This is a genomic window from Streptomyces sp. Tu 2975 (assembly GCF_009832925.1).
Classification (GTDB): Bacteria; Actinomycetota; Actinomycetes; order Streptomycetales; family Streptomycetaceae; genus Streptomyces.
In genome coordinates, this window is sequence record NZ_CP047140.1 from 1,618,883 (window position 1) to 1,639,478 (window position 20,596).

Consider the following 20,596-nt stretch of genomic DNA (forward strand, 5'->3'; position numbering starts at 1 on the left):
CATGAACGCAGGAACGCCGACCACGGTCGAAGAGCCCGCCGCATCCGGTACGCCCGGCAGCGACGAGTCGCCGATCCACATCCTCTGGATCAACGCCGGGCTGAGCTGCGACGGCGACTCGGTCGCGCTGACGGCGGCCATGCAGCCCAGCATCGAGGAGATCGCGCTCGGCGGTCTGCCGGGCCTGCCCAAGATCGCCGTTCACTGGCCGCTGATCGACTTCGAGTGCGGGCCCGTCGACGGGGCGGACACCTTCATCGAGTGGTTCTTCAAGGGCGAGCGCGGCGAGATCGACCCGTTCGTGCTGGTGATCGAGGGGTCCGTGCCCAACGAGGCGATCAAGCAGGAGGGGTACTGGTGCGGCTTCGGTGACAACCCCGAGACGGGCCAGCCCATCACCACCAGCGAGTGGATCGACCGGCTCGCACCCAAGGCCCTCGCAGTGGTCGCGATCGGCACCTGTGCCACCTACGGCGGCATCCACGCGATGGCCGGCAATCCGACCGGTGCGATGGGCGTGCCCGACTACCTGGGCTGGGACTGGAAGTCCAAAGCGGGTATCCCCATCGTGTGCGTGCCCGGCTGCCCCATCCAGCCCGACAACTTCGCCGAAACCCTTACCTACCTGCTCTACCAGGCCGCGGGGTCCGCGCCGATGATCCCCTCGACGACAAACTCCGGCCGACGTGGCTGTTCGGCGCCACCGTCCACGAGGGATGCGACCGGGCCGGCTACTACGAGCAGGGCCAGTTCGCCACGACCTACGACTCGCCGAAGTGCCTCGTGAAGCTCGGCTGCTGGGGCCCCGTCGTCAAGTGCAACGTACCCAAGCGCGGCTGGATGAACGGCATCGGCGGCTGTCCGAACGTCGGAGGCATCTGCATCGCCTGCACCATGCCCGGTTTCCCGGACAAGTTCATGCCGTTCATGGACGAACCGCCCGGCGGCAAGGTCTCCAGCACCGCCAGCGGCGTCTACGGCTCCGTGATCCGCAGGCTGCGCACCATCACCGCGAAGACGGTGGACCGGGAACCGAAGTGGCGGCACACCGGCCAGAAGATCACCACGGGCTACCGGCCGCCGTGGTGACCCCTCCCCATCGGGCCACCACTCCCCCGTCCTGCTCGAAGAACTGACGAAGGGCACCGCACACACAATGGCATCCTCGACGACGACCGGTGACGGCACCGGCCTGGTGGAGATGGCCTGGGATCCGATCACCCGGATCGTGGGAAGTCTCGGCATCCACGCAAAGATCGACTTCAAGCAGAAGCGCGTCGCGGAGTGCTACAGCACCTCGTCGGTCTTCCGCGGCTACAGCGTCTTCATGCGCGGCAAGGACCCGCGTGACGCGCACTTCATCACGAGCCGGATCTGCGGTATCTGCGGCGACAACCACGCCACCTGCTCCGTGTACGCGCAGAACATGGCGTACGGCGTGAAGCCGCCGCACCTCGGCGAATGGATCATCAACCTCGGCGAGTCCGCCGAGTACATGTTCGACCACAACATCTTCCAGGAGAATCTGGTCGGGGTCGACTACTGCGAAAAGATGGTCCGCGAGACCAACCCCGGCGTCCTCGAACTCGCCGAACGCACGGAAGCGCCGCACGCCGCCGACCACGGCTACCGCACCATCGCCGACATCATGCGGTCCCTCAACCCCCTCGAGGGAGAGTTCTACCGCGAGGCCCTCCAAGTCAGCCGGTACACGCGGGAGATGTTCTGCCTGATGGAGGGGCGCCATGTGCATCCCTCCACGCTGTACCCGGGCGGCGTCGGCACGATCGCGTCGGTGCAGCTCTTCACCGACTACCTCTCCCGACTCATGCGCTATGTGGAGTTCATGAAGCGTGTGGTCCCCCTGCACGACGACCTCTTCGACTTCTTCTACGAAGCACTGCCGGGATACGAGGAAGTGGGCCGCCGGCGTGTGCTGCTCGGCTGCTGGGGAGCGCTCAACGACCCCGAGTACTGCGACTTCACCTACGCCAACATGAGCGACTGGGGCCGGCGCATGTTCGTCACGCCCGGCGTCATCGTGGACGGCAAGCTCGTCACCAACGACCTGACCGAGATCAACCTCGGGATCCGTATCCTCCTGGGCAGTTCGTACTACGAGGACTGGCAGGGCCAGGAGCAGTTCGTCACCCACGACCCGCTCGGCAACCCGGTCGACCCGCGCCACCCCTGGAACCAGCACACCATTCCCGCGCCGCAGAAGCGGGACTTCAGCGACAAGTACAGCTGGGTCATGTCGCCTCGCTGGTTCGACGGCAAGGAGCACCTGCCGCTGGACACCGGCGGTGGTCCGATCGCCCGCCTGTGGTCCACCGCCCTGTCCGGGCTCGTCGACATCGGTTACGTCAAGGCCACCGGCCACAGTGTCGTCATCAACCTGCCCCGCACCATGACCAAGCCGGAGACCACCTTCGAGTGGAAGATCCCCCGGTGGAGCAACGCGCTGGAGCGCAACCGCGCCCGCACGTACTTCCAGGCCTATGCCGCGGCCGTCGCGCTGCACTGCGCGGAGAAGGGACTCGAGGAGGTCCGCGCCGGACGCACCCAGACCTGGGAGAAGTTCGAGGTACCGGACGAGTCCATCGGCGTCGGCTTCACCGAGGCGGTGCGCGGTGTCCTCTCGCACCACATGGTCATCAGGGACGGCAAGATCGCCAACTACCACCCGTACCCGCCGACGCCGTGGAACGCCTCCACGCGCGACACCTACGGCACTCCTGGTCCCTACGAGGACGCTGTGCAGAACACACCGATCTTCGAGGAGAACCCGCCGGAGAACTTCAAGGGCATCGACATCATGCGCGCCGTGCGCAGCTTCGACCCCTGTCTGCCGTGCGGCGTCCACATGTACGTGGGCGCCGGCAAGACGGTGAAGTCGATGCACGTGCCCACCGGTCTGAGCGGCCTCGCCGGATGAGCGCGCCGACCGCGGAGCAGGCGGGCCGGCAGGTCGAGGAGATCCTCGACCGGCTGGCCGCCACCCGGGACGCCGAAGTCTGCACGGCGGCGGAGGAACTGGTGCGGGTACTCATGGAGTTCTACGGCTCGGCGCTCGGCCGGGCGGTCGATCTGCTCCAACGTCCCACCGCCCAGCCGCCCGGCACTCCGCTCGAGGGACTCCTGGGCGACGAACTCGTCGCCAGTCTGCTGAATCTCCACGGCTTGCACCCGGAAGACCTGCCTGCCCGTATCGCGCGGGCCCTGGACGGCATTCCGCACCCCGTCGAGAACGCGGGCTTCGATCCGTCGACCGGTGTGCTGCGCCTGAGCGTCACGGCCTCGACGGGCTGCGGCTGCCCCAGCACCCAGGAGTCGGTCCGGCAGGCGGCTGTCGACGCGCTCGCTTGCTTCGCGCCCGAGGTGACCGGTGTCGACATGGAGGCGGCGGCCGCCGAGCGCGAGCCGGCGCTGCTCCAGATCGGCAGCGGCCCGCCGCACGCCGTTTCAGGTGGCCGCTCATCGGCCACGGCGCCGTGAGCGCGCACCGGGTCGGCCCGGGAGTGCCGTCGCACCCTCCGGGCCGGCGGGGCCTGCACCGCTTCACCACGGCACGCCGCCCCCGCGAAGAGCAGTGCGAACTGTGCGGGACGGCTCTCGCCGGTGAACGCCACCGGCACCTGGTCGACACGGAGAAGCGAGCACTGGCCTGCGCCTGCGGCCCGTGCTCCCAGTTGCTGGACCGCTCGGGCGGGCCGAACGGCCGTTTCCGGGCGGTCCCCGGCCGGTATCTGAGCGACCCGGGCCACCGGCTCGACGACAGCGCCTGGGAGTTGCTGCGCATCCCCGTCGGCGTGGCCTTCTTCCTGCGCAACTCCGCCCTCGACCGATTCGTCGCGCTCTACCCGAGCCCGGCCGGAGCCACCGAGAGCGAACTCGAGCCGTCGTCGTGGCAGACGGTCCTCGAAGGAACGCACCTGGGCGCGCTGCTCGAACCGGACGTCGAGGCCCTGCTGCTGCGACGCGAAAGCGGTCGCACCGAATGCTATTTGGTGCCGGTCGACATCTGCTACGAACTGGTGGGCCGTATGCGACTGCGCTGGCAGGGCTTCGACGGCGGCGCGGAGGCCCGGGCAGACCTCGACGCGTTCTTCGGCCATGTCCGCGACACGGCGCGCGACGTACAGAGGAGCCGGTCATGACCGAGTTCTCCTTCAGCTGCACCGGCGTGCGTGCCGACGCGTACGCCGCGGGCCCGACCCTCGTGTTCCGGCTGAGGATCACCGCTTCCGAGGGCGTACGGGTCCACGCCCTCGCGCTGCGCTGCCAGATCCGTATCGAACCCGCCCGGCGTGGATACGACGACGCGGAGGCCGGGGCGCTGACCGACCTGTTCGGCGAACGCTCCCGATGGGGCAGCAGCCTCAACCCGGTGCAGTTCGCACAGGTGTCCGTCATGGTCGCCGGCTTCACGGGGGAGATCGAGACGGACCTGGTCGTGCCCTGCACCTACGACACGGACATCGCGGCATCCCGCTACTTCCGGGCCCTGAGCGACGGGGAGGTCCCGCTGCTCATGCTGTTCTCCGGTACAGCCTTCACCGGCGCCGGTGGTTTCCATGTCGAGCCGGTGCCCTGGGACAAGGAGATCGCCCACCGGATGCCCGTGAAGGTCTGGCAGGAGATGATCGAGCAGCACTTCCCCGGCTGCGGCTGGATCCGGCTTCCGCGGGACACCATGGACGCGCTGCTCGACTACCGTTCGCGGCGCGCGCTGCCCTCCTGGCAGACGACCGTCGAGACGCTCCTCGAAGAGGCGGGGGCGAGGACGGCATGACCACCGCCACCACGTTCACCCCCGACACGCAGACCCGGCTCGCCGTGGCCCGGCAGGTCGCGGACGCGGTGCTCTTCGAAGGCTATGTGCTCTACCCGTACCGGGCGTCGGCCGCCAAGAACAGGTTGCGCTGGCAGTTCGGCGTCCTCGTACCTCCGGCTTGGAGCGCCACGGGCGAGGAACACGACTTCCAGCACACCGAGTGCCTGATGGAACCGAAACGGGACGCGACACTCGCGCTCGAGGTCCGCTTCCTGCACACCCAGCGGCGCGTCGTCCAGGAAGCCCGGCCGGACGGGACGTTCGAGACGGTACGCGAACTGCACCTGGACGACCGCGTCCTGGTGCCCTGGGACGAGGGCCAGGAAGAGCACGTCGAACTGACCGTCTCCGTAACGGAGTTGGCCGGGGAGGGTGTCGTCTTCCCCTTCACGCGTCCCGCGTCGGAGGAGACCGAACCGGTCACTGACGCCGCAGGGCGGGTCGTCGGACGGCTCGTACGCCGCCGAGAGGAGATCAGCGGCGCCGTACGACTCTCCACGACCGAACTGGACGGACCGTACCGCGTCGAACGGCTGTGCGTGGTGGTGGAGAACACGAGCTCCTGGACGCCCGACAGCGGCGGCGACCGTGATGCTGCCCTGCCGTATTCACTGGTCGCCAGCCATGTGCTGCTACGCCTGGATGCCGGCGCGTTCCTCTCGATGACCGACCCGCCGGAATGGGCGCGAGGCGCTGTCGCCGCCTGCCGGAATCTGCACACCTGGCCCGTCCTCGCCGGTGAACCGGGCAGCGGCGACCTGGTGCTCTCCTCTCCGATCATCCTCGAGGACCACCCGGCCATCGCGCCGGAAAGCCCTGGGGCTCTGTACGACGCCACGGAGATCGACGAGATCCTGGCCCTGCGCACCGCTGCGCTGACCGATGAGGAGAAGCGCGAGGCCAGGGGAACGGACGCCCGCGCGGCGGCCGTGATCGACCTCGCCGACACCATGCCACCGGAGGTTCTGGAGCGCCTGCACGGAGCGGTGCGCAGCCTGCGGGAGGTGACCGGGCGACAGGAACCCGACGAGCAGGCGGTCTTCCGGCCAGAAACCCCCTGGTGGGACCCGGGCGGCGACGCGAGCGTCGATCCGGACCGCGACCATGTCCTGGTCGACGGCCGGACGGTACGCGCGGGTAGCAGGGTCGTGCTGCGGCCGGGCCTGCGCCACACCGATGCCCAGGACCTGTTCCTGCACGGCCGCAGCGCACTCGTCGAAGCCGTGCTGCACGACGTCGACGGAGGGGTGCACATCGCTGTCACCGTCGATGACGACCCCGGCGCGGACATCCGCCGCGAGCAGGGGCGGTTCCTCTACTTCCAGCCCGACGAGGTCGAAGTCCTGGAGGACGCGTGACCAGTCCCGTACCGCCCGGTCCCCGCACTCTGGTCGCCGGGGTGGGCAACATCTTCCTCGGCGACGACGGCTTCGGCGTCGAGGTGGCCAGAAGACTTGCCCAGGAAGACCTGCAGCCCGACGTCGAAGTGGCCGACATCGGGATCCGCGGTGTCCACCTCGCCTATCAGCTCCTCGACGGCTACGACACGCTCGTGATCGTCGACGCGACAGCGCGCGGGGGCGAAGCGGGAACGCTGTATCTGATCGAGGCGGGAGCGCCTGGTGACCGGTCCCCCGCGGAAGATGTCCCGCTCGACGGGCACCGGATGTCACCCGACGCCGTCCTGGCACTGCTCGACACGCTGTGCGCAGGGATCGGCGCCACACCCCGCGCCGAACGCTCGTGGTCGGCTGCGAACCCTCCGTCATCGACGAAGTCATCGGGCTCAGCCCACAGGTGGACGCCGCGGTGCCGGGAGCGGTGCGGATGGTGACCGACCTGGTCCGGAAGGAAGCCGTCGTATGAAAGGCCACCGCGTGACAAGCCGCCGCATGACAAGCCGTCGTAGGAGAGGCGCGGAGAACCCCATGAAGAAGACCCTCATCGGCGGCGCCGCCGCCGCCACAGCCGCCACCGCGGTTGCCGCCATCGTCAGGGGCGTCCTGCCCGACATCATGCGGTACCTGCGCATCCGCAGGATGTGACGCCCGGAGTGCTCACCCGGGCCGGCGGGGCGGCCCGGCTGAACCGAACGGCGTACGCAACGGTGTGACCCCGGCGCGCCGGACGCCGGGCGCCCACGGCGCCGCCCTGTAATGGGCGCCGGAGACACCACCGGCACAGGACGGAGAGCGATGCACGAGATGTCCGTCGCGCTCGCCGTCGTCGACCAGGTCGAGCGGGCAGCGCGCTCCGGTGGGGCCGTGGGTGTCGAGAGCGTGCGCCTCGAGGTGGGGGAGCTGGCCGGGGTCGTTCCCGACGCGCTGGCCTTCTGCTTCGAACTCGCCTGCGCCGGCACGGTCCTCGAGGGCGCCGAACTCGTCACGCGGTCCGTCACGGGCACCGCACGCTGCGGCGCGTGCGCGGACGTGTGGGACGTCGGCATGCCGCCGCAGTTGATCTGCCCCGCCTGCGGCGATGCCGCCGCGGACCTCGTTTCGGGCCGTGAGCTGCGGATCTCCGAGGTGCGGTGGACCGACGCCGCGGCCGGGACCGATGCCGACGTGACACACGCACGCATCCGCGAACCGATTCCCGAGGAGAGCTGAGCATGTGCCGAGTAGTCGACCTCCAGCAGGCCGTCCTGGCGAAGAACGAGGCGGCGGCACGGATTCTGCGTGCCGAGCTGACCGCCCGGGGCACCACGGTCGTCAACCTGCTCTCCAGCCCCGGCAGCGGAAAGACCGCCCTGCTCGAACAGGAGCTGCTGCTGGCACGGGAACGCGGCGTCCCCACCGCCGCCCTCACCGCGGACCTGGCCACCGAGAACGACGCAGAACGCCTGGCCCGCTCCGGCGTCCCCGTCAAGCAGATCCTCACCGACGGGCTGTGCCACCTGGAAGCCGACATGCTCGCCGGGCATCTGCACAACTGGCTGCCCGAGGACACACGGCTGCTCTTCGTCGAGAACGTCGGCAATCTGGTGTGCCCCGCCTCCTACGACCTCGGTGAGTCGCTCCGGGTCGTCCTCGCTTCCGTGACCGAGGGGGGGACAAGCCGCTCAAGTACCCCACCGCGTTCGGGCTGGCGCACCTGGTCGTCGTCACCAAGACCGACATGGCCGAGCCCGCCGCTTTCGACGAGGCGGTCTTCCGCAGCAATGTGCAGCAGGTCAACCCGGGCGTGGAGGTGGTCCTCACGTCCGTACGCAACGGAGAGGGCGCCGGCTGCCTCGTCGACCGGGCCCTCTCGGCGGCCGGGGGAAGCGCCGTCCACGCTCCGGTGATGGCTCAGGCACGCGCGTGATCACGCCGCAGTCCGGTGCGGCCCTGGCGCCGGAAGTGGTGCGCAGCAGGGTCGTCGTGCGCGGCGTGGTACAGGGTGTGGGATTCCGGCCCTACCTGTACGCGCTGGCCACAGGACTGCGGCTTTCGGGCCATGTGACCAACACGGTCGACGGCGTGGTGGTGGAGATCGAAGGGGAACCGGCCGACGTCGCGCGGTTCTGCGCGCGCATCGCCCCCGAAGCGCCGCCCCTCGCACTCGTCGAATCGGTGGAGGCCACCGAGGTGCCGGCCCTCGGGGGAACGGCTTCGTCATCGTCCCGTCCCTGGCCGGCGGCCCCGTGCGCACCCTGGTGTCCCCGGACACGGCCACCTGTGCCGATTGTCTCGCGGAGCTCTCCGATCCGGCTGACCGGCGGTATCGCCATCCGTTCATCACCTGCACGCACTGCGGGCCGCGATTCACGATCGTCACCGGTCTGCCCTACGACCGCGACCACACGACCATGGCCGGGTTTCCCATGTGCCCCGACTGTGCACGGGAGTACGGCGACCCGGCCGACCGCCGCTTCCACGCGCAGCCGGTCGCCTGCCCCGCCTGCGGCCCCCGCCTGCGGTTGATCGTCGCGGGGAGCGACGGCGCAGGAGCACTCCCGGCCGAGGCATCGAACACCGACCCGGTCGCCGCAGCGCGCAGGTTGCTCGCCGGGGGCGCGATCGTCGCCGTGAAGGGACTCGGCGGCTACCACCTGGCCTGCGACGCGAGCAACTCCGCGGCGGTGGGCGAGCTGCGGCGGCGCAAGGCCCGTGGCGACAAGCCGTTCGCCCTGATGGCCAAGGACATCTCCGACGTCGAGCACCTTGTCCGAGTGGGCTCAGCCGAGAGGGACTTGCTCACCGGGAAGGAACGGCCCGTCGTCCTGATGCGACGCCGTCCCGGCGCGCGCCCTCGGCCCGGCACTGCCGTTCCCTGTGAAGGCGTCGCACCGGGCAGCCCCGACCTCGGCGTCATGCTCCCCTATACGCCGGTGCACCATCTGCTCCTCGGCACGCAGGAGGACGACGCGCCCAGGCTGTTGGTCATGACCAGCGGCAACATCGCCGGCGAACCCATCGTCACCGACGACACGGAAGCACAGACACGGCTGGCCGGCCTCGCGGACGCCTGGCTGCTGCACGACCGCCCCATCCATGTGCCGTGCGACGACTCGGTGATGCGTGTCTGCGACGGCGAGCCCCTGATGCTGCGTCGCTCCCGTGGACACGCCCCGCTGCCTCTCACCCTGCCCGTGCCGGTGGTACCCGCCCTTGCCGTCGGCGGAGACCTGAAGAACACCTTCTGTCTCGGCGAGGGCCGCAAAGCCTGGCTCTCGGCCCACGTCGGGGACATGGACGACCTCGCGACGCAGCTGGCGTTCGAGCGCGCGGAGAAGCAGCTGGAGTCCATCACTGGAGTGCGGCCCCGCATGGTGGTCGCCGATCGGCACCCGGCCTATCGATCGGCGCAGTGGGCGCACCGCCATGCCGACGGGCGGCCGGTCGTGCGGGTCCAGCACCATCACGCCCACGTCGCGGCCGCCCTGGCCGAGCACGGCCTGGACGGCAGCCGCCCGGTGATCGGAGTCGCCTTCGACGGCACCGGCCACGGGGACGACGGCGCGGTGTGGGGCGGCGAGTTCCTGATCGCGGACTACGCCGGCTACTCCCGGTTCGCGCATCTCGCCTACGTACCGCTGCCCGGCGGGGACGCGGCCGTGCGGCGTCCTTACCGCATGGCCCTGGCGCACCTGCGTGCGGCGGGCATGCCCTGGAGCGACGACCTGCCGTGCGTAACGGCCTGTCCGGCCGCTGAACTGGAACCGCTGGGCCGGCAGTTGACGCGCAACCTGAACTGCGTCCCCACGTCGAGCATGGGCCGTCTGTTCGACGCCGTCTCGTCGCTGGCCGGAGTCTGCCATCTCGCGGGCTACGAGGCGCAGGCCGCGATCGAGCTCGAGGCCGCCGCTGTCGGCGCGGAGTCCGAGGACGACGCACGGTACGCGTTCCGGCTGGTCCGGTCGGCCGGGTCGCCCGTCGCGTGCGACCCCGCACCACTGCTCGGCGCAGTCGTCGAGGACCTGCGGCACGGCACCCCGGCGCCCGCCGTCGCGGCGCGCTTCCACCGGGCGGTGGCGCGGCTCGTCCGCACGGTGTGCGCCGCTGCGCGTGACGAGGCCGGCCTCGAGACCGTCGCCTTGACCGGCGGGGTGTTCGCCAACGTCCTGCTCTCCTCCCTCTGTGCCCGCGGTCTGCGCGATGACGGCTTCACCGTCCTGCGCCATCAGCGGATCCCGCCGAACGACGGAGGGCTGGCCGTGGGCCAGCTCCTCGTGGCCGCCCACGCCGCAGCCGAGGCCGGATGACGGGCACAGGCCCACCAGCCCAACGTTAGGAGACACACATGTGCCTTGCGGTACCCGGCAGAGTGCTGGGCGTCGAGGACAGGGACGGCACCCGCATGGCCACCGTCGACTTCGGCGGAGTGGTCAAGGAGGTGTGCCTCGAGTACCTGCCGGACCTGCAGGTCGGTGAGTACGCCATCGTCCATGTCGGCTTCGCCCTGCAGCGGCTGGACGAGGAATCGGCCCGCAGAACGCTGGAGCTGTTCGAGAACCTCGGCATGCTCCAGGAGGAGTTCGGCGACCCGTGGGAAGCGGCCGCCCACATGGAAGAAGCGGAACGGCCGGCGCAGGACGGCGTGGCCGAGGAGGTACAGCGGTGAAGTACATCGACGAATTCCACGACCCGGACCTGGCGGCAAGGCTGCTGGACGAGATCCGCGCCACGGTGACGCGGCCATGGGCGCTGATGGAGGTCTGCGGCGGCCAGACCCACACCATCATCCGGCACGGGATCGACCAGCTCCTGCCGGACGAGGTCGAGTTGATTCATGGGCCGGGCTGTCCGGTGTGCGTGACACCGCTCGAAGTGATCGACAAGGCCCTCGAGATCGCCTCACGCCCCGGGGTGATCTTCTGCTCCTTCGGTGACATGCTGCGCGTCCCGGGCACCGGGCGGGACCTCTTCCAGGTCCGAGGGGCCGGCGGCGACGTCAGGGTGGTCTACTCGCCCCTCGACGCTCTTCGGATCGCCGAGCAGAACCCGGACCGTGAGGTCGTGTTCTTCGGCATCGGCTTCGAAACCACCGCGCCGCCCAACGCGATGACGGTGCATCAGGCGCGCAAGCTCGGGATCCGCAACTTCAGCCTTCTGGTCTCGCATGTACGCGTGCCTCCGGCGATCGAGGCGATCATGCAGTCCCCGAACTGCCGTGTGCAGGCGTTCCTCGCCGCCGGACATGTGTGCAGCGTGATGGGGACGCAGGAGTACCCGGAACTCGCCGAGCGCTTCCGGGTGCCCATCGTCGTCACCGGATTCGAGCCACTGGACATCCTGGAGGGGGTACGGCGCACCGTCCTGCAGCTGGAGCGGGGCGAACACTCGGTGGACAACGCCTACCCGCGCGCCGTCAGGGCCGAGGGAAATCCCGCCGCCCGAGCCATGCTCGACGACGTGTTCGAGGTCACGGACCGGCCGTGGCGCGGCATCGGCGTCATCCCCGACAGCGGTTGGCGGCTGTCCGAGCGCTATCGGGACTACGACGCCGAGTACCGCTTCTCGGTCGACGGCATCAACACCCGGGAGCCGGCCGAGTGCCGCAGCGGGGAGGTTCTGCAGGGGTTGCTGAAGCCTCACGAGTGCGAGGCCTTCGGCACGACCTGTACACCCCGCACGCCGCTGGGCGCCACGATGGTCTCCAGCGAGGGCGCCTGCGCCGCGTACTACCTGTACCGGCGGCTCGAACTGAAGGCCCCGTCCTCGGGAGCCCCGTCCCTGGAGGGCAGTGCCGTTGTCTGACACCACCAGCGCTCCCCGTCCTGCGGACCCGTCCACCGCTGCGGGTGACCGCGTAGGGCCGGACATGCTCTCCTGGACATGCCCCGTCCCGCTGAGCGACCGGCCGCGGATCGTGATGGGCCACGGCGGAGGCGGGGTCATGTCCGCCGAGCTCGTCGAGCAGGTCTTCGCCCCGGCCTTCGGCGGCCCGCTGCTGTCCGCCCTGACGGACTCCGCCGCCCTGGAACTCGGCGGGGCGCGGCTGGCCTTCTCCACCGACTCCTTCGTGGTGCGGCCCATGTTCTTCCCGGGTGGCAGCATCGGTGATCTGGCCGTCAACGGAACGGTGAACGACCTCGCCATGAGCGGGGCCCGCGCCGCCTACCTGTCCTGCGGCTTCATCCTCGAGGAAGGCGTCGGGATCGACGTCGTCGGTCGCGTCGCCGAAGCCCTCGGGGCGGCGGCGCGCACCGCCGGGGTCGAGGTGGTGACGGGCGACACCAAGGTGGTGGAGGCCGGTCACGGCGACGGCATCTACATCAACACCTCCGGCATCGGACTGATCCCGCAGGGGGTCGATCTGCGTCCCCAGCGGGTCGTGCCCGGCGATGTCGTGATCGTCAGCGGCGCCATCGGTGTCCACGGGGTGGCGATCATGAGCGTGCGCGAGGGACTTGAGTTCGGGGTCGAGATCGAGAGCGACTGCGCGGCGCTCGGGGGCCTCGTCGAGGCGATGCTCGCCGTCACGCCCGACCTGCACGTCCTGCGTGATCCGACGCGCGGGGGACTGGCCGCCTCGCTCAACGAGATCGCGGCCGCGTCCGGGACGGGGGTCGTCGTCCGGGAACGGGACGTGCCGGTCCCGCAGCCCGTTGCCAACGCATGTGCCGTTCTGGGCCTGGACCCGATGTACGTGGCGAACGAGGGGAAGCTGGTCGCTTTCGTCGCGCGTCAGCACGCCGAGGAGGTCCTCGCGGCCATGCGCGCCCATCCCCTGGGCGCGGAGGCCGCCGTGATCGGCGAGGTGGTCGACGAGCACCGCGGGATGGTGGTCGCCCGCACCGGTCTCGGCGGCACACGGGTCGTCGATCTGCCCGTGGGGGAACAGTTGCCGCGGATCTGCTGAGGCGCACCGGCCGCGCGGGCGCCGGGCGCAGGTGCCGTCGCGGCCGGCGGATCACGCCTCAGGCGGTCCGTCGACCGCTGTCGGGACGCGTGTCCCACGTCCATGTGTGCGCACAGGCCGGGCACTGCAGATGGACCCTGGCACCCTCGTTCGAGATGAGATAACGCCAGTGCTCGGAGCAGTTGCGCCGCTCCGAGCAGGTCACGCAGCCACGCGCGTCGTCGCAGCCGGGGCAGGCGACCCATGCCCGCCGGGCGCGGTCCGCCTGGGGATCAATCGGAAGCCGCATCGCCCGGCTCCCGTCCCGGCAGCACACCCGCAGCCACGAGCCGTCGGTACACCTGCTCCTGTTCCGCGTCCAGGCCGGAGTAGAGGAGCGCATGGGCCGCCTCCTCCGAGCGGAGTGCGGCCACGGGATCCCAGTCGGGCCCCAGGGCCGCCATGACCTCGGCCCGTCGGCGGGCCTCCTCGAGCGTGAGGTCGATGGTGAAGTTCACGTGGTCGGGTGCGGAGCCCTGGTCCATGGGGGTGCTTTCGTACGAAGGTGCTACAAGCCGGACCCGGCCACGTCTACCAGAGCGGCGGACGTGCCGTGAAGGCGGTGTGACGCACTTCATCGCTCCGCTCCTCGACCCTCCCGGGCGCCTGCCCTGTCGGGGGTCGAAGGCCACCGCGATCGCCACCACTCCGGAGACCGTCGATGTCGCGATGCCCGGCCAGGGGTGGAACGAGACGGCCGAGCTCAAGCCCGCGCAGTAGCCCCACCCGCCGGCAGGGTCGGCGACGTCAGGTCGGCTGTCGGTGACGTGTGCGAGGGTGCTGCGTATGGAGACGACACCCGACGGACGCCCCATCCCGCCCCCGTACGCCGGTGAACGGGGCATGCTGGAAAGCTGGTTGGACTTCCACCGCGCGACACTGGCACTCAAGTGCGCCGGCCTCGACGACGACCAGGTGCGCCGCGCCGCCGTGACACCGTCGTCGATGACGATCCTCGGCCTGGTCCAGCACCTTACCGAGGTCGAACGGAACTGGTTCCAGCGCGTGTTCGCGGGCCAGGACGTCCCGCTGGTCTACGGCGAGGACGGCGGATTCGGCTACGCCCTCGCCGCGGACCGCGGGATCGACGAGGCCCTGGCCGCGTGGCAGGCCGAGGTCGACCGGAGCCGTGAGCTGATCGCGGACGCTTCGCTCGACGACTCCGGCACGCTCTCGAAGGAGAACGCGGCGGTCCTCGGCGGCGACGGGGTGTCGCTGCGCTGGATCCTGGTCCACATGATCGAGGAGTACGCGCGCCACAACGGCCATGCCGATCTGCTGAGGGAGAGCATCGACGGCGTCACGGGCGCGTAGCGGTGACCGTCCCCGCGCCACGAGGCCCATGCCCTCCGCCTCAGCGGACCACCACCGTCCGCTGGGCGGAGAAGTCGCCCCACTTGCCGTCCGGCAGCTTCGCCCGGAGCTTGATGCTGTAGCGGGTGCCGGGTTCGTCGGTGACGGTCATGGTGTACACGGCCGTCCCGGCGGGCGGCTGCGCGCCCCAGACGATGGTGGTCGCCAACCTGCCGTTCAGATACAGCTGGTGCTCCTCGACCGGGGCGCCCGTCCGCGGCGGGATCCATCGCAGCTCGACGGTGCCCTTGCGGGCGCTCGCCTCGAGATCGGTGGGCGCCGTGCTGCCGCCGCTGTCGCCCGGCGCGGAAGGGGTGGTGAGATCGACGGGGTCGCTGTCGGGCGACGAGTTCTCCGCGGCGTCGCGGGCCCGCACGGTGAAGGTGTAGACGGTGCCGGGCCGCAGACCGGTGACGCGTGCGCCGGTCTCCGTGCCGCTCACGCTGTGGATGCGTGAGTCCTCCTGGTAGATGTCGTACGCGGTGACGCCGGTGTCGTCCGCGGCCCGCTCCCAGGTCAGGGTCACCGCTGTGCTGCCGTCCGTACGTCCCTCGACCTTTGCCGGCCGGCTCGGGGCCCGGCGGTCGTCCGGGGCGGGGGCCGGGGTGGTCACGGATATCGGGGCGCTGGGCGCCGACAGGTTCCCGGCCGCGTCCCGTGCCCGCACGGTGAAGCTGTACGCGGTCAGCGGCGCCAGTCCGTCGACGTCCACCATGTGCTTGCTGCCCGGCAGGGACGTGACCTTGGTGCCCTTGCGGTAGACCTCGTAGCCGGTGACCGCCGTGTTGTCGGAGGACTTGTCCCACATGACGTGCACGGACGTGGCGCTGCCCGCCTGGGCGGTCACTCCGGAGGGCGTGGACGGCGGCTTGTCGTCCTCGGCCTCGCCGGCGCAGGCGGTGAGGGTCGCGAGGGCGGCGAGGGCGGTGAAGGCCGTGAGAAGGAGGGCGGCGGAGCGGTGCGGCGTGACAGAGGTGGGGGGACGGTGCACGGTCGGGCCTCCGCGTGACGGACGACGGGCATTGGTCCAGACCTGTATGCCACAGTCTGGTGTCCCCCACAAGACACCCGCGGCACCGGCCCGCCCGGAGCGGCCGCGCCGCCTTCGTACCTTGCGTGAGCCTGATGCCTTCCTTATGGCTTCTTGAAGAAGCCGTCAGCGCGGTACGGCACCGTTCGAACCGGCTTACGATCTCGGCAACCCCCCACCGTGATCCCGGTGGGCGCAGCGGCGCCCCCCGGGATCACGACTGCTCAGCCGTCTTCCTTCCGAGGTGTCGTAAGCATGGGTTCTCGACGAGCCGACCGCCCCAACGCCCGCTCGCATGCCCGTCCGAAGACCGGTCTGCGGGCACGCAGCGCCGTGCTGGCCATCGGTGTGATCACCGTCACCGCCGGGGTCGGGGTGACTCTGGCCACCGGCGGCGGGGACGAGGGCGGAGCGAGCCGGGTGGAGACCAACGCCGCCGGGGACGCCGCCGAGGCGGGCGGCGAGGAGACCGCGGCAAGCCCGTCGCTCCTCGCGTCGCCCTCCCCCTCGGCGAGTGCGAGCGCCTCACCGAGCCCGAGCGTCACCGCCTCCGCAGCACCGAAGCGGGCTCCGAGCCCGACGGCGTCCACGACGAAGCCCCGGCCGCGGACGACGACGCAGGCGGCGACCGGCGCTCCCACGGGCGGCGACCGGCCGGCCTCCTCCTCCGGCGGGTCCGGCTCCGGCACTTCGGGCGGTTCCGGCGGCTCGGACCCGAGCGGTCCCGAGGCCCAGGTCCTGTCGCTCGTCAACAAGGAGCGCGCTTCCGCGGGATGCTCGCCGCTCACGGCCAACGCGAAGCTGACGCAGGCCGCCGACGACTACAGCGACGTCATGGCCCGCAGCGGCGTGATGTCGCACACCGGGCCCGACGGCTCCACCATGACGAGCCGCGTCGAGGCCGCCGGATACGTCTGGTCGACGCTGGGCGAGAACATAGCCAGGGGGCAGGCGGACGCCGCCTCCGTGATGAATTCATGGATGAACAGCCCCGGTCATCGCGCGAACATACTGAACTGCTCGTTCAAGGAGCTCGGCGTCGGCGTCCACTTCGGTGACGGCGGCCCGTGGTGGACGCAGAACTTCGGCGCCGGCCGCTGAGGCCTGCCCGGAGCATCATGCGGCCCCGAAGGTACGACCCCCGGGGCCCTGCGCGTTGCCGGTGAGCGGGACTTCCACCAGCTTCGCAACGCGGGACGAATGTCCGACACGTCCCGTGTCACCCGGGCGACGCATCCGCCCCCGAACCGGGCCGAATCGGGTCGGGTCGGGTCGGGTCGGGTCGGGCTGAATCGGGTCGGTGAGGTCACAAGGAACGTCGTCGCACGGCCCGTAGACGCGTCACACAAGACCGAAGGACACCCGCACCCGCGCGCCGCCCATCGGGGAGCGGATGATCTCCAGGTGTCCGTCCGCGGCCTGCGCCGCTCGTGCCACGATGTCCAGGCCGAGCCCGGTGCTGCCCGCGCCGCCCACGCTGACGCCGCGGGTGAGGGCCGCCTGCGGATCGGCGACGCCGGGGCCGGCGTCGTCCACGGTCAGCACCACGTGCTTGTCGTCCCGTTCCACCCGTACGGCGAAGGCGGTGCCCTGCGGGGTGTGCCGGAAGACGTTGCCGATCAAGGCGTCCACCACCGCGGCGAGGTCGTCCTCCAGGAACCGCACGGGCGTCCGCCGTGGCGTGAAGGAGCGTTCGCAGATCCGGTTCTGCTGCTTGGCGAGCACCGACCAGAAGTCGAGTCGCATCGCCACGACCTCCGTCACCTCGCAGGGCCGTACCGGCGCCTGGCCGCTGCCCTGGCCCGCGGCCAGCGGGGTACGGGCGGCGGTGATGATCGAGTCGAGTTCGCTCTCCAGCTGGGAGACGGCCGCGGTGATCCGCCGGGCTCCCGGCGAGGGGCCCATGAGGTCCGCCTCGAGGTACAGCGCGGTCAGCGGGGTGCGCAGACGGTGCGAGAGGTCGGCGACCATCTCGCGTTCGATGGCGAGCAGCTCCACGACTCGGTCGGCCATGGTGTTGAACGCCGCGCCGGCGTCCTGGAGCTCCGGCGGACCGTCCGGTTCCACCCGCACGTCCAGGTCGCCGGAGCCGAGCGCAAGTGACGCGCGCTTCAGGCTCTGCGAGGACCGGACGACGCGGGCGCCGAGCCGGTCGGCGACGAGCACGGAGCCGCCCACCAGCCCCAGGGCCAGCAGCGACATCACGCCCCAGGAGGCCCACACTCCGCGGGTCAGGTCCGCTGCCGGCACGTACGCCTCGACGACGGCGACCCGGTCCCCCGGCAGGACGACGGGCTGGAGGTAGACCCACCCTTCCGCGGTGTCCATGGCCAGCGTGCCCCGGCTGCGCACCGCCCGGTCGAGCGCTTCCCGCGGTGCGTGCGGGGTGCCGACGAAACCGCCGTCCGGGAGCCGTACGGCCAGCCGGTCGTGGGAGTCCAGCTCCACGACGGCCTGCTGGACGTCGCTCCGGCGGGTGGTGAGGGCGAGGACCGGGGACAGGGCGGACGCCCGCTGCTCCGCGGCGGTGGTCACCCGGTCGCGGGCCTGCTCGCGGACCAGTAGGGCGAGGGGGATGAGGAACGAAAGCGCGACCATCGACGTCACGGCCAGCGCGATCCCGGCGAGGGCGCGTCTCATGAGGCCGAAGCGACCAGTTTGATGCCGATTCCTCGCACTGTATGGAGATATCGGGGGTCTGACGCCTTTTCGCCCAATTTCCTGCGGAGAGCGGAGAGATGGACGTCCACGGTCTGGTCCTCCAGGTACGGCTGCTGCCACACCTCGGCGAGGATCCGCTTGCGGGACATCACCTGGTCCGCGTGTGCCGCCAGATACGCGAGGAGATCGAACTCCCGCCGGGTGAGAGCGAGTTCACGTCCGGCGAGATGGGCGGTGCGGGCCCGAGGGTCGATCCGCAACTCCCCGACCTGCACGACGGGCTGCCGGTCGACGGCGTCCACAGCCGGCCCGGACCGGCGCAGCACGGCGGCCAGCCGGGCGGCCAACTGGCCGCCGGAGAACGGCTTGACCATGTAGTCGTCGGCCCCCGCGTTGAGCAGCCTGATGGTCTCCGTGTCGTCGTCGCGAGCGGTGGCGACCAGGACGGGAACCCGGGATATGCCCCGGATCATCCGCAGAACGTCGAGCCCGTCCAGGTCGGGCAGCCCGAGGTCGAGCACCACGATGTCGGGCGGGCACTGGGTCACTTCGCGCAGCGCCTCGAAGCCCTGGTGGGCGGTCTTCACCGCGTACCCGTGTCCGGTGAGGACCTCGATGAGCGCGGCCCGGATGACAGGGTCGTCCTCGACGACAAGTACGGAGGCCATGAGCAGGCACGTTAGCCGGTCCGTCAGTATGGTGTCGTGTCCCGCCTTCCGCGTTATCTGCTCATCTGGCTGTCGTGCACCGCGGCCAGCGTCACGGCCGTGATGATCACGGTCCATTTCGTGGTGGGTTCGACCAGACCGACGGCACCGGTCGCGCAGTCCGCGCCCAGGGACTTCGCGGCGTCGCCCCGGTCGTCCTCCCCCGCGGCCCGCCCCTCCCCCTCACCCAGCCCCGAGCCGACGCCGAGCGTGCGCACGCGGTCACCGGCGCCGTCCCCGACGACCGGGAAGCCGCGTACGGCGACGCCGACACCGGCGGCCCGCACGACGCCGCCCCCGCCCGGGGACCAGCCAGCCACCCCGCCGGACAGCGGCCAGGGCTGCGAGGAGGGCGGCTCCGGCGTGCACACGATCTCCTCCCAGGGCGGCAAGGCGACCGTGCGCTACGGCAGCGGCGGTGTGTGCCTCATCTCGGCCGTGCCGAACGAGGGCTTCACGGTCAGCACGTCGCAGACCGCGCCGGAGACACTGACGGCGACCTTCTCGGCCGCCCGCCACCGCTCTGAGATCACCGCCACGATCGAGCCCTCCGACCGGGCGAGCGTGCGCGAGACGTCGTTCTGACCGCCTCGTTCCGACCGCCCCGTTCTGACCGCCCCGTTCCGACCGCCTCGTTCCGACCGCCCCGTTCTGACCGCCTCGGACCGGAGACTTTTTCCGCAGGCCGGGCGGCATCCGCGTCAGGCGATCCGTGTCCCGGCCCCCGACACCCTTACCCGCTTGTCGCCCGCGCGCAGTTCCACGGTCAGCACACCGGGGCGGCCCATGTCCGCGCCCTGGTGGAGGGTGAGCACCGACGCCTCGGGGACCAGGCCCAGCTCGCGGGCGTACGCGCCGAACGCGCCTGCCGCCGCGCCCGTCGCCGGGTCCTCGACGACGCCGCCGACCGGGAACGGGTCGCGTACGTGGAAGACGGTCTCCGACTCCCGCCACACCAGCTGGACCGTGGTCAGGTCGAGACGGCGCATCAGGGCCTCGAGGCGGTCGAAGTCGTACGCCAGGTCCGCCAGCCGTGCCCGGCTCGCGGCGCCGAGCACCAGGTGCCGGGCGCCCGCGAAGGCGATACGCGGCGGCAGCGCGGGATCCAGGTCGGCGGCCGGCCAGTCCAGCGCGGCCAGCGCCTCCGCGACGTCCGCGTCCGCGATCTCCTCGCTGTGCGGCTCGACCGTGGTCAGTGTCGCCCGCAGTGCGCCGTCCTCCTCGGTCACGGTCACCGGGACCGTCCCGGCGCGGGTGGCGAACACGAGGTCGCCGGGCCCGATCCGCTCGCCGAGGGCGACGGCGGTGGCGACGGTTGCGTGCCCGCAGAACGGCACCTCGGCCTTGGGGCTGAAGTAGCGGATGGTGAACACCCTGCCCGGCTCCCCCGCGAGCCCTTCGGGCGGCGCGGTCACGAACGCGGACTCGCTGTACCCGACCTCCGCGGCGATGGCGAGCATCCCCGCGTCGTCCAGTCCCGCGGCGTCGAGGACGACCCCGGCGGGATTGCCGCCCGCGGGGTCGCCGGAGAAGGCGGTGTAGCGCAGGACTTCGTTCTTCGTCGTCATGATCGTCGGAACTCCCGGGCAGGGCAGTCTTGTTCCCGGCCGTGCCCAGGGTCCGGGATCGACAACCCAGCTGCGTCAATCGGGGTGATCTTGGTGTTGGTGCCCGCGGCCGGTG

At 70.9% G+C, this 20,596-nt stretch carries 20 protein-coding genes and 4 pseudogenes; 17 read left to right on the forward strand and 7 right to left on the reverse strand.

The window, feature by feature from the left end:
• Position 1 precedes the first annotated feature (1 nt).
• The 13 genes and pseudogenes from GLX30_RS07090 (at position 2) to hypE (ending at position 13,123) form a co-directional block, all read left to right on the forward strand.
• Positions 2-1,089, forward strand: a pseudogene (locus GLX30_RS07090) (hydrogenase expression protein HypE).
• A 67-nt stretch (positions 1,090-1,156) separates the two neighbouring features.
• A complete protein-coding gene (locus GLX30_RS07095) occupies positions 1,157-2,938 on the forward strand; it encodes a nickel-dependent hydrogenase large subunit (protein ID WP_159684944.1) in 1,782 nt (593 codons plus the stop codon).
• The gene (locus tag GLX30_RS07100) at positions 2,935-3,498 is read left to right on the forward strand and encodes a hypothetical protein (RefSeq protein ID WP_159684947.1); all 564 of its coding nucleotides are present in this window, start codon (positions 2,935-2,937) and stop codon (positions 3,496-3,498) included. Before GLX30_RS07095 ends, GLX30_RS07100 begins: the two co-directional genes overlap by 4 nt.
• Positions 3,495-4,160 carry a DUF5947 family protein gene (locus GLX30_RS07105; protein ID WP_159684950.1) on the forward strand — a complete coding sequence of 222 codons (666 nt, stop codon included), beginning with the start codon at positions 3,495-3,497 and terminating at the stop codon, positions 4,158-4,160. Before GLX30_RS07100 ends, GLX30_RS07105 begins: the two co-directional genes overlap by 4 nt.
• Entirely contained in the window at positions 4,157-4,795 is a 639-nt protein-coding gene (locus GLX30_RS07110; protein ID WP_159684953.1) for a DUF6084 family protein, read from the forward strand. Before GLX30_RS07105 ends, GLX30_RS07110 begins: the two co-directional genes overlap by 4 nt.
• Positions 4,792-6,195 (forward strand): hypothetical protein, encoded by a 1,404-nt coding sequence (locus tag GLX30_RS07115; RefSeq protein WP_159684955.1) that lies wholly within the window; start codon positions 4,792-4,794, stop codon positions 6,193-6,195. Before GLX30_RS07110 ends, GLX30_RS07115 begins: the two co-directional genes overlap by 4 nt.
• A pseudogene (locus GLX30_RS07120) lies at positions 6,192-6,703 on the forward strand (hydrogenase maturation protease). The gene GLX30_RS07115 and the pseudogene GLX30_RS07120 overlap by 4 nt, the downstream one beginning before the upstream one ends.
• A gap of 329 nt (positions 6,704-7,032) precedes the next feature.
• A complete protein-coding gene (locus GLX30_RS07125) occupies positions 7,033-7,446 on the forward strand; it encodes a hydrogenase maturation nickel metallochaperone HypA (protein WP_159684958.1) in 414 nt (137 codons plus the stop codon).
• A gap of 2 nt (positions 7,447-7,448) precedes the next feature.
• Positions 7,449-8,143, forward strand: a pseudogene (gene hypB, locus GLX30_RS07130) (hydrogenase nickel incorporation protein HypB).
• A pseudogene (gene hypF / locus GLX30_RS07135) lies at positions 8,140-10,523 on the forward strand (carbamoyltransferase HypF). Before hypB ends, hypF begins: the two co-directional pseudogenes overlap by 4 nt.
• A gap of 38 nt (positions 10,524-10,561) precedes the next feature.
• Positions 10,562-10,882, forward strand: coding sequence for a HypC/HybG/HupF family hydrogenase formation chaperone (locus GLX30_RS07140; RefSeq protein ID WP_159684961.1), 321 nt, complete (start codon positions 10,562-10,564; stop codon positions 10,880-10,882).
• Positions 10,879-12,018, forward strand: a complete 1,140-nt coding sequence (gene hypD / locus GLX30_RS07145; RefSeq protein WP_159684964.1) for a hydrogenase formation protein HypD — start codon at positions 10,879-10,881, stop codon at positions 12,016-12,018. The genes GLX30_RS07140 and hypD overlap by 4 nt, the downstream gene beginning before the upstream one ends.
• Positions 12,019-12,082: 64 nt before the next feature.
• A complete protein-coding gene (hypE, locus tag GLX30_RS07150) occupies positions 12,083-13,123 on the forward strand; it encodes a hydrogenase expression/formation protein HypE (RefSeq protein WP_159684967.1) in 1,041 nt (346 codons plus the stop codon).
• A 58-nt stretch (positions 13,124-13,181) separates the two neighbouring features.
• Here hypE and GLX30_RS35080 read toward each other — a convergent pair whose 3' ends face one another.
• Together GLX30_RS35080 and GLX30_RS07160 are read right to left on the reverse strand one after the other, a co-directional pair.
• Positions 13,182-13,412: a hypothetical protein gene (locus GLX30_RS35080; protein WP_159684970.1), complete on the reverse strand. Its 231-nt coding sequence runs from the start codon at positions 13,410-13,412 to the stop codon at positions 13,182-13,184.
• A complete protein-coding gene (locus GLX30_RS07160; protein WP_159684973.1) occupies positions 13,396-13,647 on the reverse strand; it encodes a DUF6400 family protein in 252 nt (83 codons plus the stop codon). Before GLX30_RS07160 ends, GLX30_RS35080 begins: the two co-directional genes overlap by 17 nt.
• A gap of 79 nt (positions 13,648-13,726) precedes the next feature.
• Between GLX30_RS07160 and GLX30_RS34625 the strand changes: the two genes are divergently transcribed.
• Positions 13,727-13,882 (forward strand): hypothetical protein, encoded by a 156-nt coding sequence (locus GLX30_RS34625; RefSeq protein ID WP_208545380.1) that lies wholly within the window; start codon positions 13,727-13,729, stop codon positions 13,880-13,882.
• A 66-nt stretch (positions 13,883-13,948) separates the two neighbouring features.
• Complete coding sequence (locus tag GLX30_RS07170; RefSeq protein WP_159684976.1) at positions 13,949-14,476, forward strand: DinB family protein; 528 nt, start codon at positions 13,949-13,951, stop codon at positions 14,474-14,476.
• A gap of 40 nt (positions 14,477-14,516) precedes the next feature.
• Here the strand turns inward: GLX30_RS07170 and GLX30_RS07175 are convergent, their stop codons facing one another.
• Positions 14,517-15,506: a fibronectin type III domain-containing protein gene (locus GLX30_RS07175; protein ID WP_159684979.1), complete on the reverse strand. Its 990-nt coding sequence runs from the start codon at positions 15,504-15,506 to the stop codon at positions 14,517-14,519.
• Between the two features lie 294 nt (positions 15,507-15,800).
• Between GLX30_RS07175 and GLX30_RS07180 the strand changes: the two genes are divergently transcribed.
• A complete protein-coding gene (locus GLX30_RS07180; RefSeq protein WP_159684982.1) occupies positions 15,801-16,646 on the forward strand; it encodes a CAP domain-containing protein in 846 nt (281 codons plus the stop codon).
• A gap of 240 nt (positions 16,647-16,886) precedes the next feature.
• Here the strand turns inward: GLX30_RS07180 and GLX30_RS07185 are convergent, their stop codons facing one another.
• The 3 genes from GLX30_RS07185 to GLX30_RS07195 are packed head-to-tail and all read right to left on the reverse strand — an operon-like array spanning position 16,887 to position 19,284.
• Positions 16,887-18,185: a HAMP domain-containing sensor histidine kinase gene (locus GLX30_RS07185; RefSeq protein ID WP_159684985.1), complete on the reverse strand. Its 1,299-nt coding sequence runs from the start codon at positions 18,183-18,185 to the stop codon at positions 16,887-16,889.
• Positions 18,182-18,874, reverse strand: coding sequence for a response regulator transcription factor (locus GLX30_RS07190; protein WP_167306798.1), 693 nt, complete (start codon positions 18,872-18,874; stop codon positions 18,182-18,184). Before GLX30_RS07190 ends, GLX30_RS07185 begins: the two co-directional genes overlap by 4 nt.
• Before the next feature lie 53 nt (positions 18,875-18,927).
• Positions 18,928-19,284, reverse strand: a complete 357-nt coding sequence (locus GLX30_RS07195; protein WP_159684988.1) for a hypothetical protein — start codon at positions 19,282-19,284, stop codon at positions 18,928-18,930.
• Here GLX30_RS07195 and GLX30_RS07200 point away from each other — a divergent pair.
• Positions 19,277-19,498 (forward strand): hypothetical protein, encoded by a 222-nt coding sequence (locus GLX30_RS07200; RefSeq protein ID WP_159684991.1) that lies wholly within the window; start codon positions 19,277-19,279, stop codon positions 19,496-19,498. The genes GLX30_RS07195 and GLX30_RS07200 overlap by 8 nt on opposite strands.
• 116 nt (positions 19,499-19,614) lie before the next feature.
• Here GLX30_RS07200 and GLX30_RS07205 read toward each other — a convergent pair whose 3' ends face one another.
• A complete protein-coding gene (locus tag GLX30_RS07205) occupies positions 19,615-20,481 on the reverse strand; it encodes a PhzF family phenazine biosynthesis isomerase (protein ID WP_159684994.1) in 867 nt (288 codons plus the stop codon).
• Positions 20,482-20,596: the final 115 nt, after the last annotated feature.

What these genes read in the sequence shown, in the direction of transcription:
- GLX30_RS07095 (WP_159684944.1), top strand. Translation starts at nt 1,157, where the DNA reads ATGGCATCCTCGACGACGACCGGTGACGGCACCGGCCTGGTGGAGATG.
- GLX30_RS07100 (WP_159684947.1), top strand. Translation starts at nt 2,935, where the DNA reads ATGAGCGCGCCGACCGCGGAGCAGGCGGGCCGGCAGGTCGAGGAGATC.
- GLX30_RS07110 (WP_159684953.1), top strand. Translation starts at nt 4,157, where the DNA reads ATGACCGAGTTCTCCTTCAGCTGCACCGGCGTGCGTGCCGACGCGTAC.
- GLX30_RS07115 (WP_159684955.1), top strand. Translation starts at nt 4,792, where the DNA reads ATGACCACCGCCACCACGTTCACCCCCGACACGCAGACCCGGCTCGCC.
- GLX30_RS07125 (WP_159684958.1), top strand. Translation starts at nt 7,033, where the DNA reads ATGCACGAGATGTCCGTCGCGCTCGCCGTCGTCGACCAGGTCGAGCGG.
- GLX30_RS07140 (WP_159684961.1), top strand. Translation starts at nt 10,562, where the DNA reads ATGTGCCTTGCGGTACCCGGCAGAGTGCTGGGCGTCGAGGACAGGGAC.
- hypE (WP_159684967.1), top strand. Translation starts at nt 12,083, where the DNA reads ATGCTCTCCTGGACATGCCCCGTCCCGCTGAGCGACCGGCCGCGGATC.
- GLX30_RS35080 (WP_159684970.1), bottom strand. Translation starts at nt 13,412, where the DNA reads ATGCGGCTTCCGATTGATCCCCAGGCGGACCGCGCCCGGCGGGCATGG.
- GLX30_RS07160 (WP_159684973.1), bottom strand. Translation starts at nt 13,647, where the DNA reads ATGGACCAGGGCTCCGCACCCGACCACGTGAACTTCACCATCGACCTC.
- GLX30_RS07170 (WP_159684976.1), top strand. Translation starts at nt 13,949, where the DNA reads ATGGAGACGACACCCGACGGACGCCCCATCCCGCCCCCGTACGCCGGT.
- GLX30_RS07180 (WP_159684982.1), top strand. Translation starts at nt 15,801, where the DNA reads ATGGGTTCTCGACGAGCCGACCGCCCCAACGCCCGCTCGCATGCCCGT.
- GLX30_RS07185 (WP_159684985.1), bottom strand. Translation starts at nt 18,185, where the DNA reads ATGAGACGCGCCCTCGCCGGGATCGCGCTGGCCGTGACGTCGATGGTC.
- GLX30_RS07190 (WP_167306798.1), bottom strand. Translation starts at nt 18,874, where the DNA reads ATGGCCTCCGTACTTGTCGTCGAGGACGACCCTGTCATCCGGGCCGCG.
- GLX30_RS07205 (WP_159684994.1), bottom strand. Translation starts at nt 20,481, where the DNA reads ATGACGACGAAGAACGAAGTCCTGCGCTACACCGCCTTCTCCGGCGAC.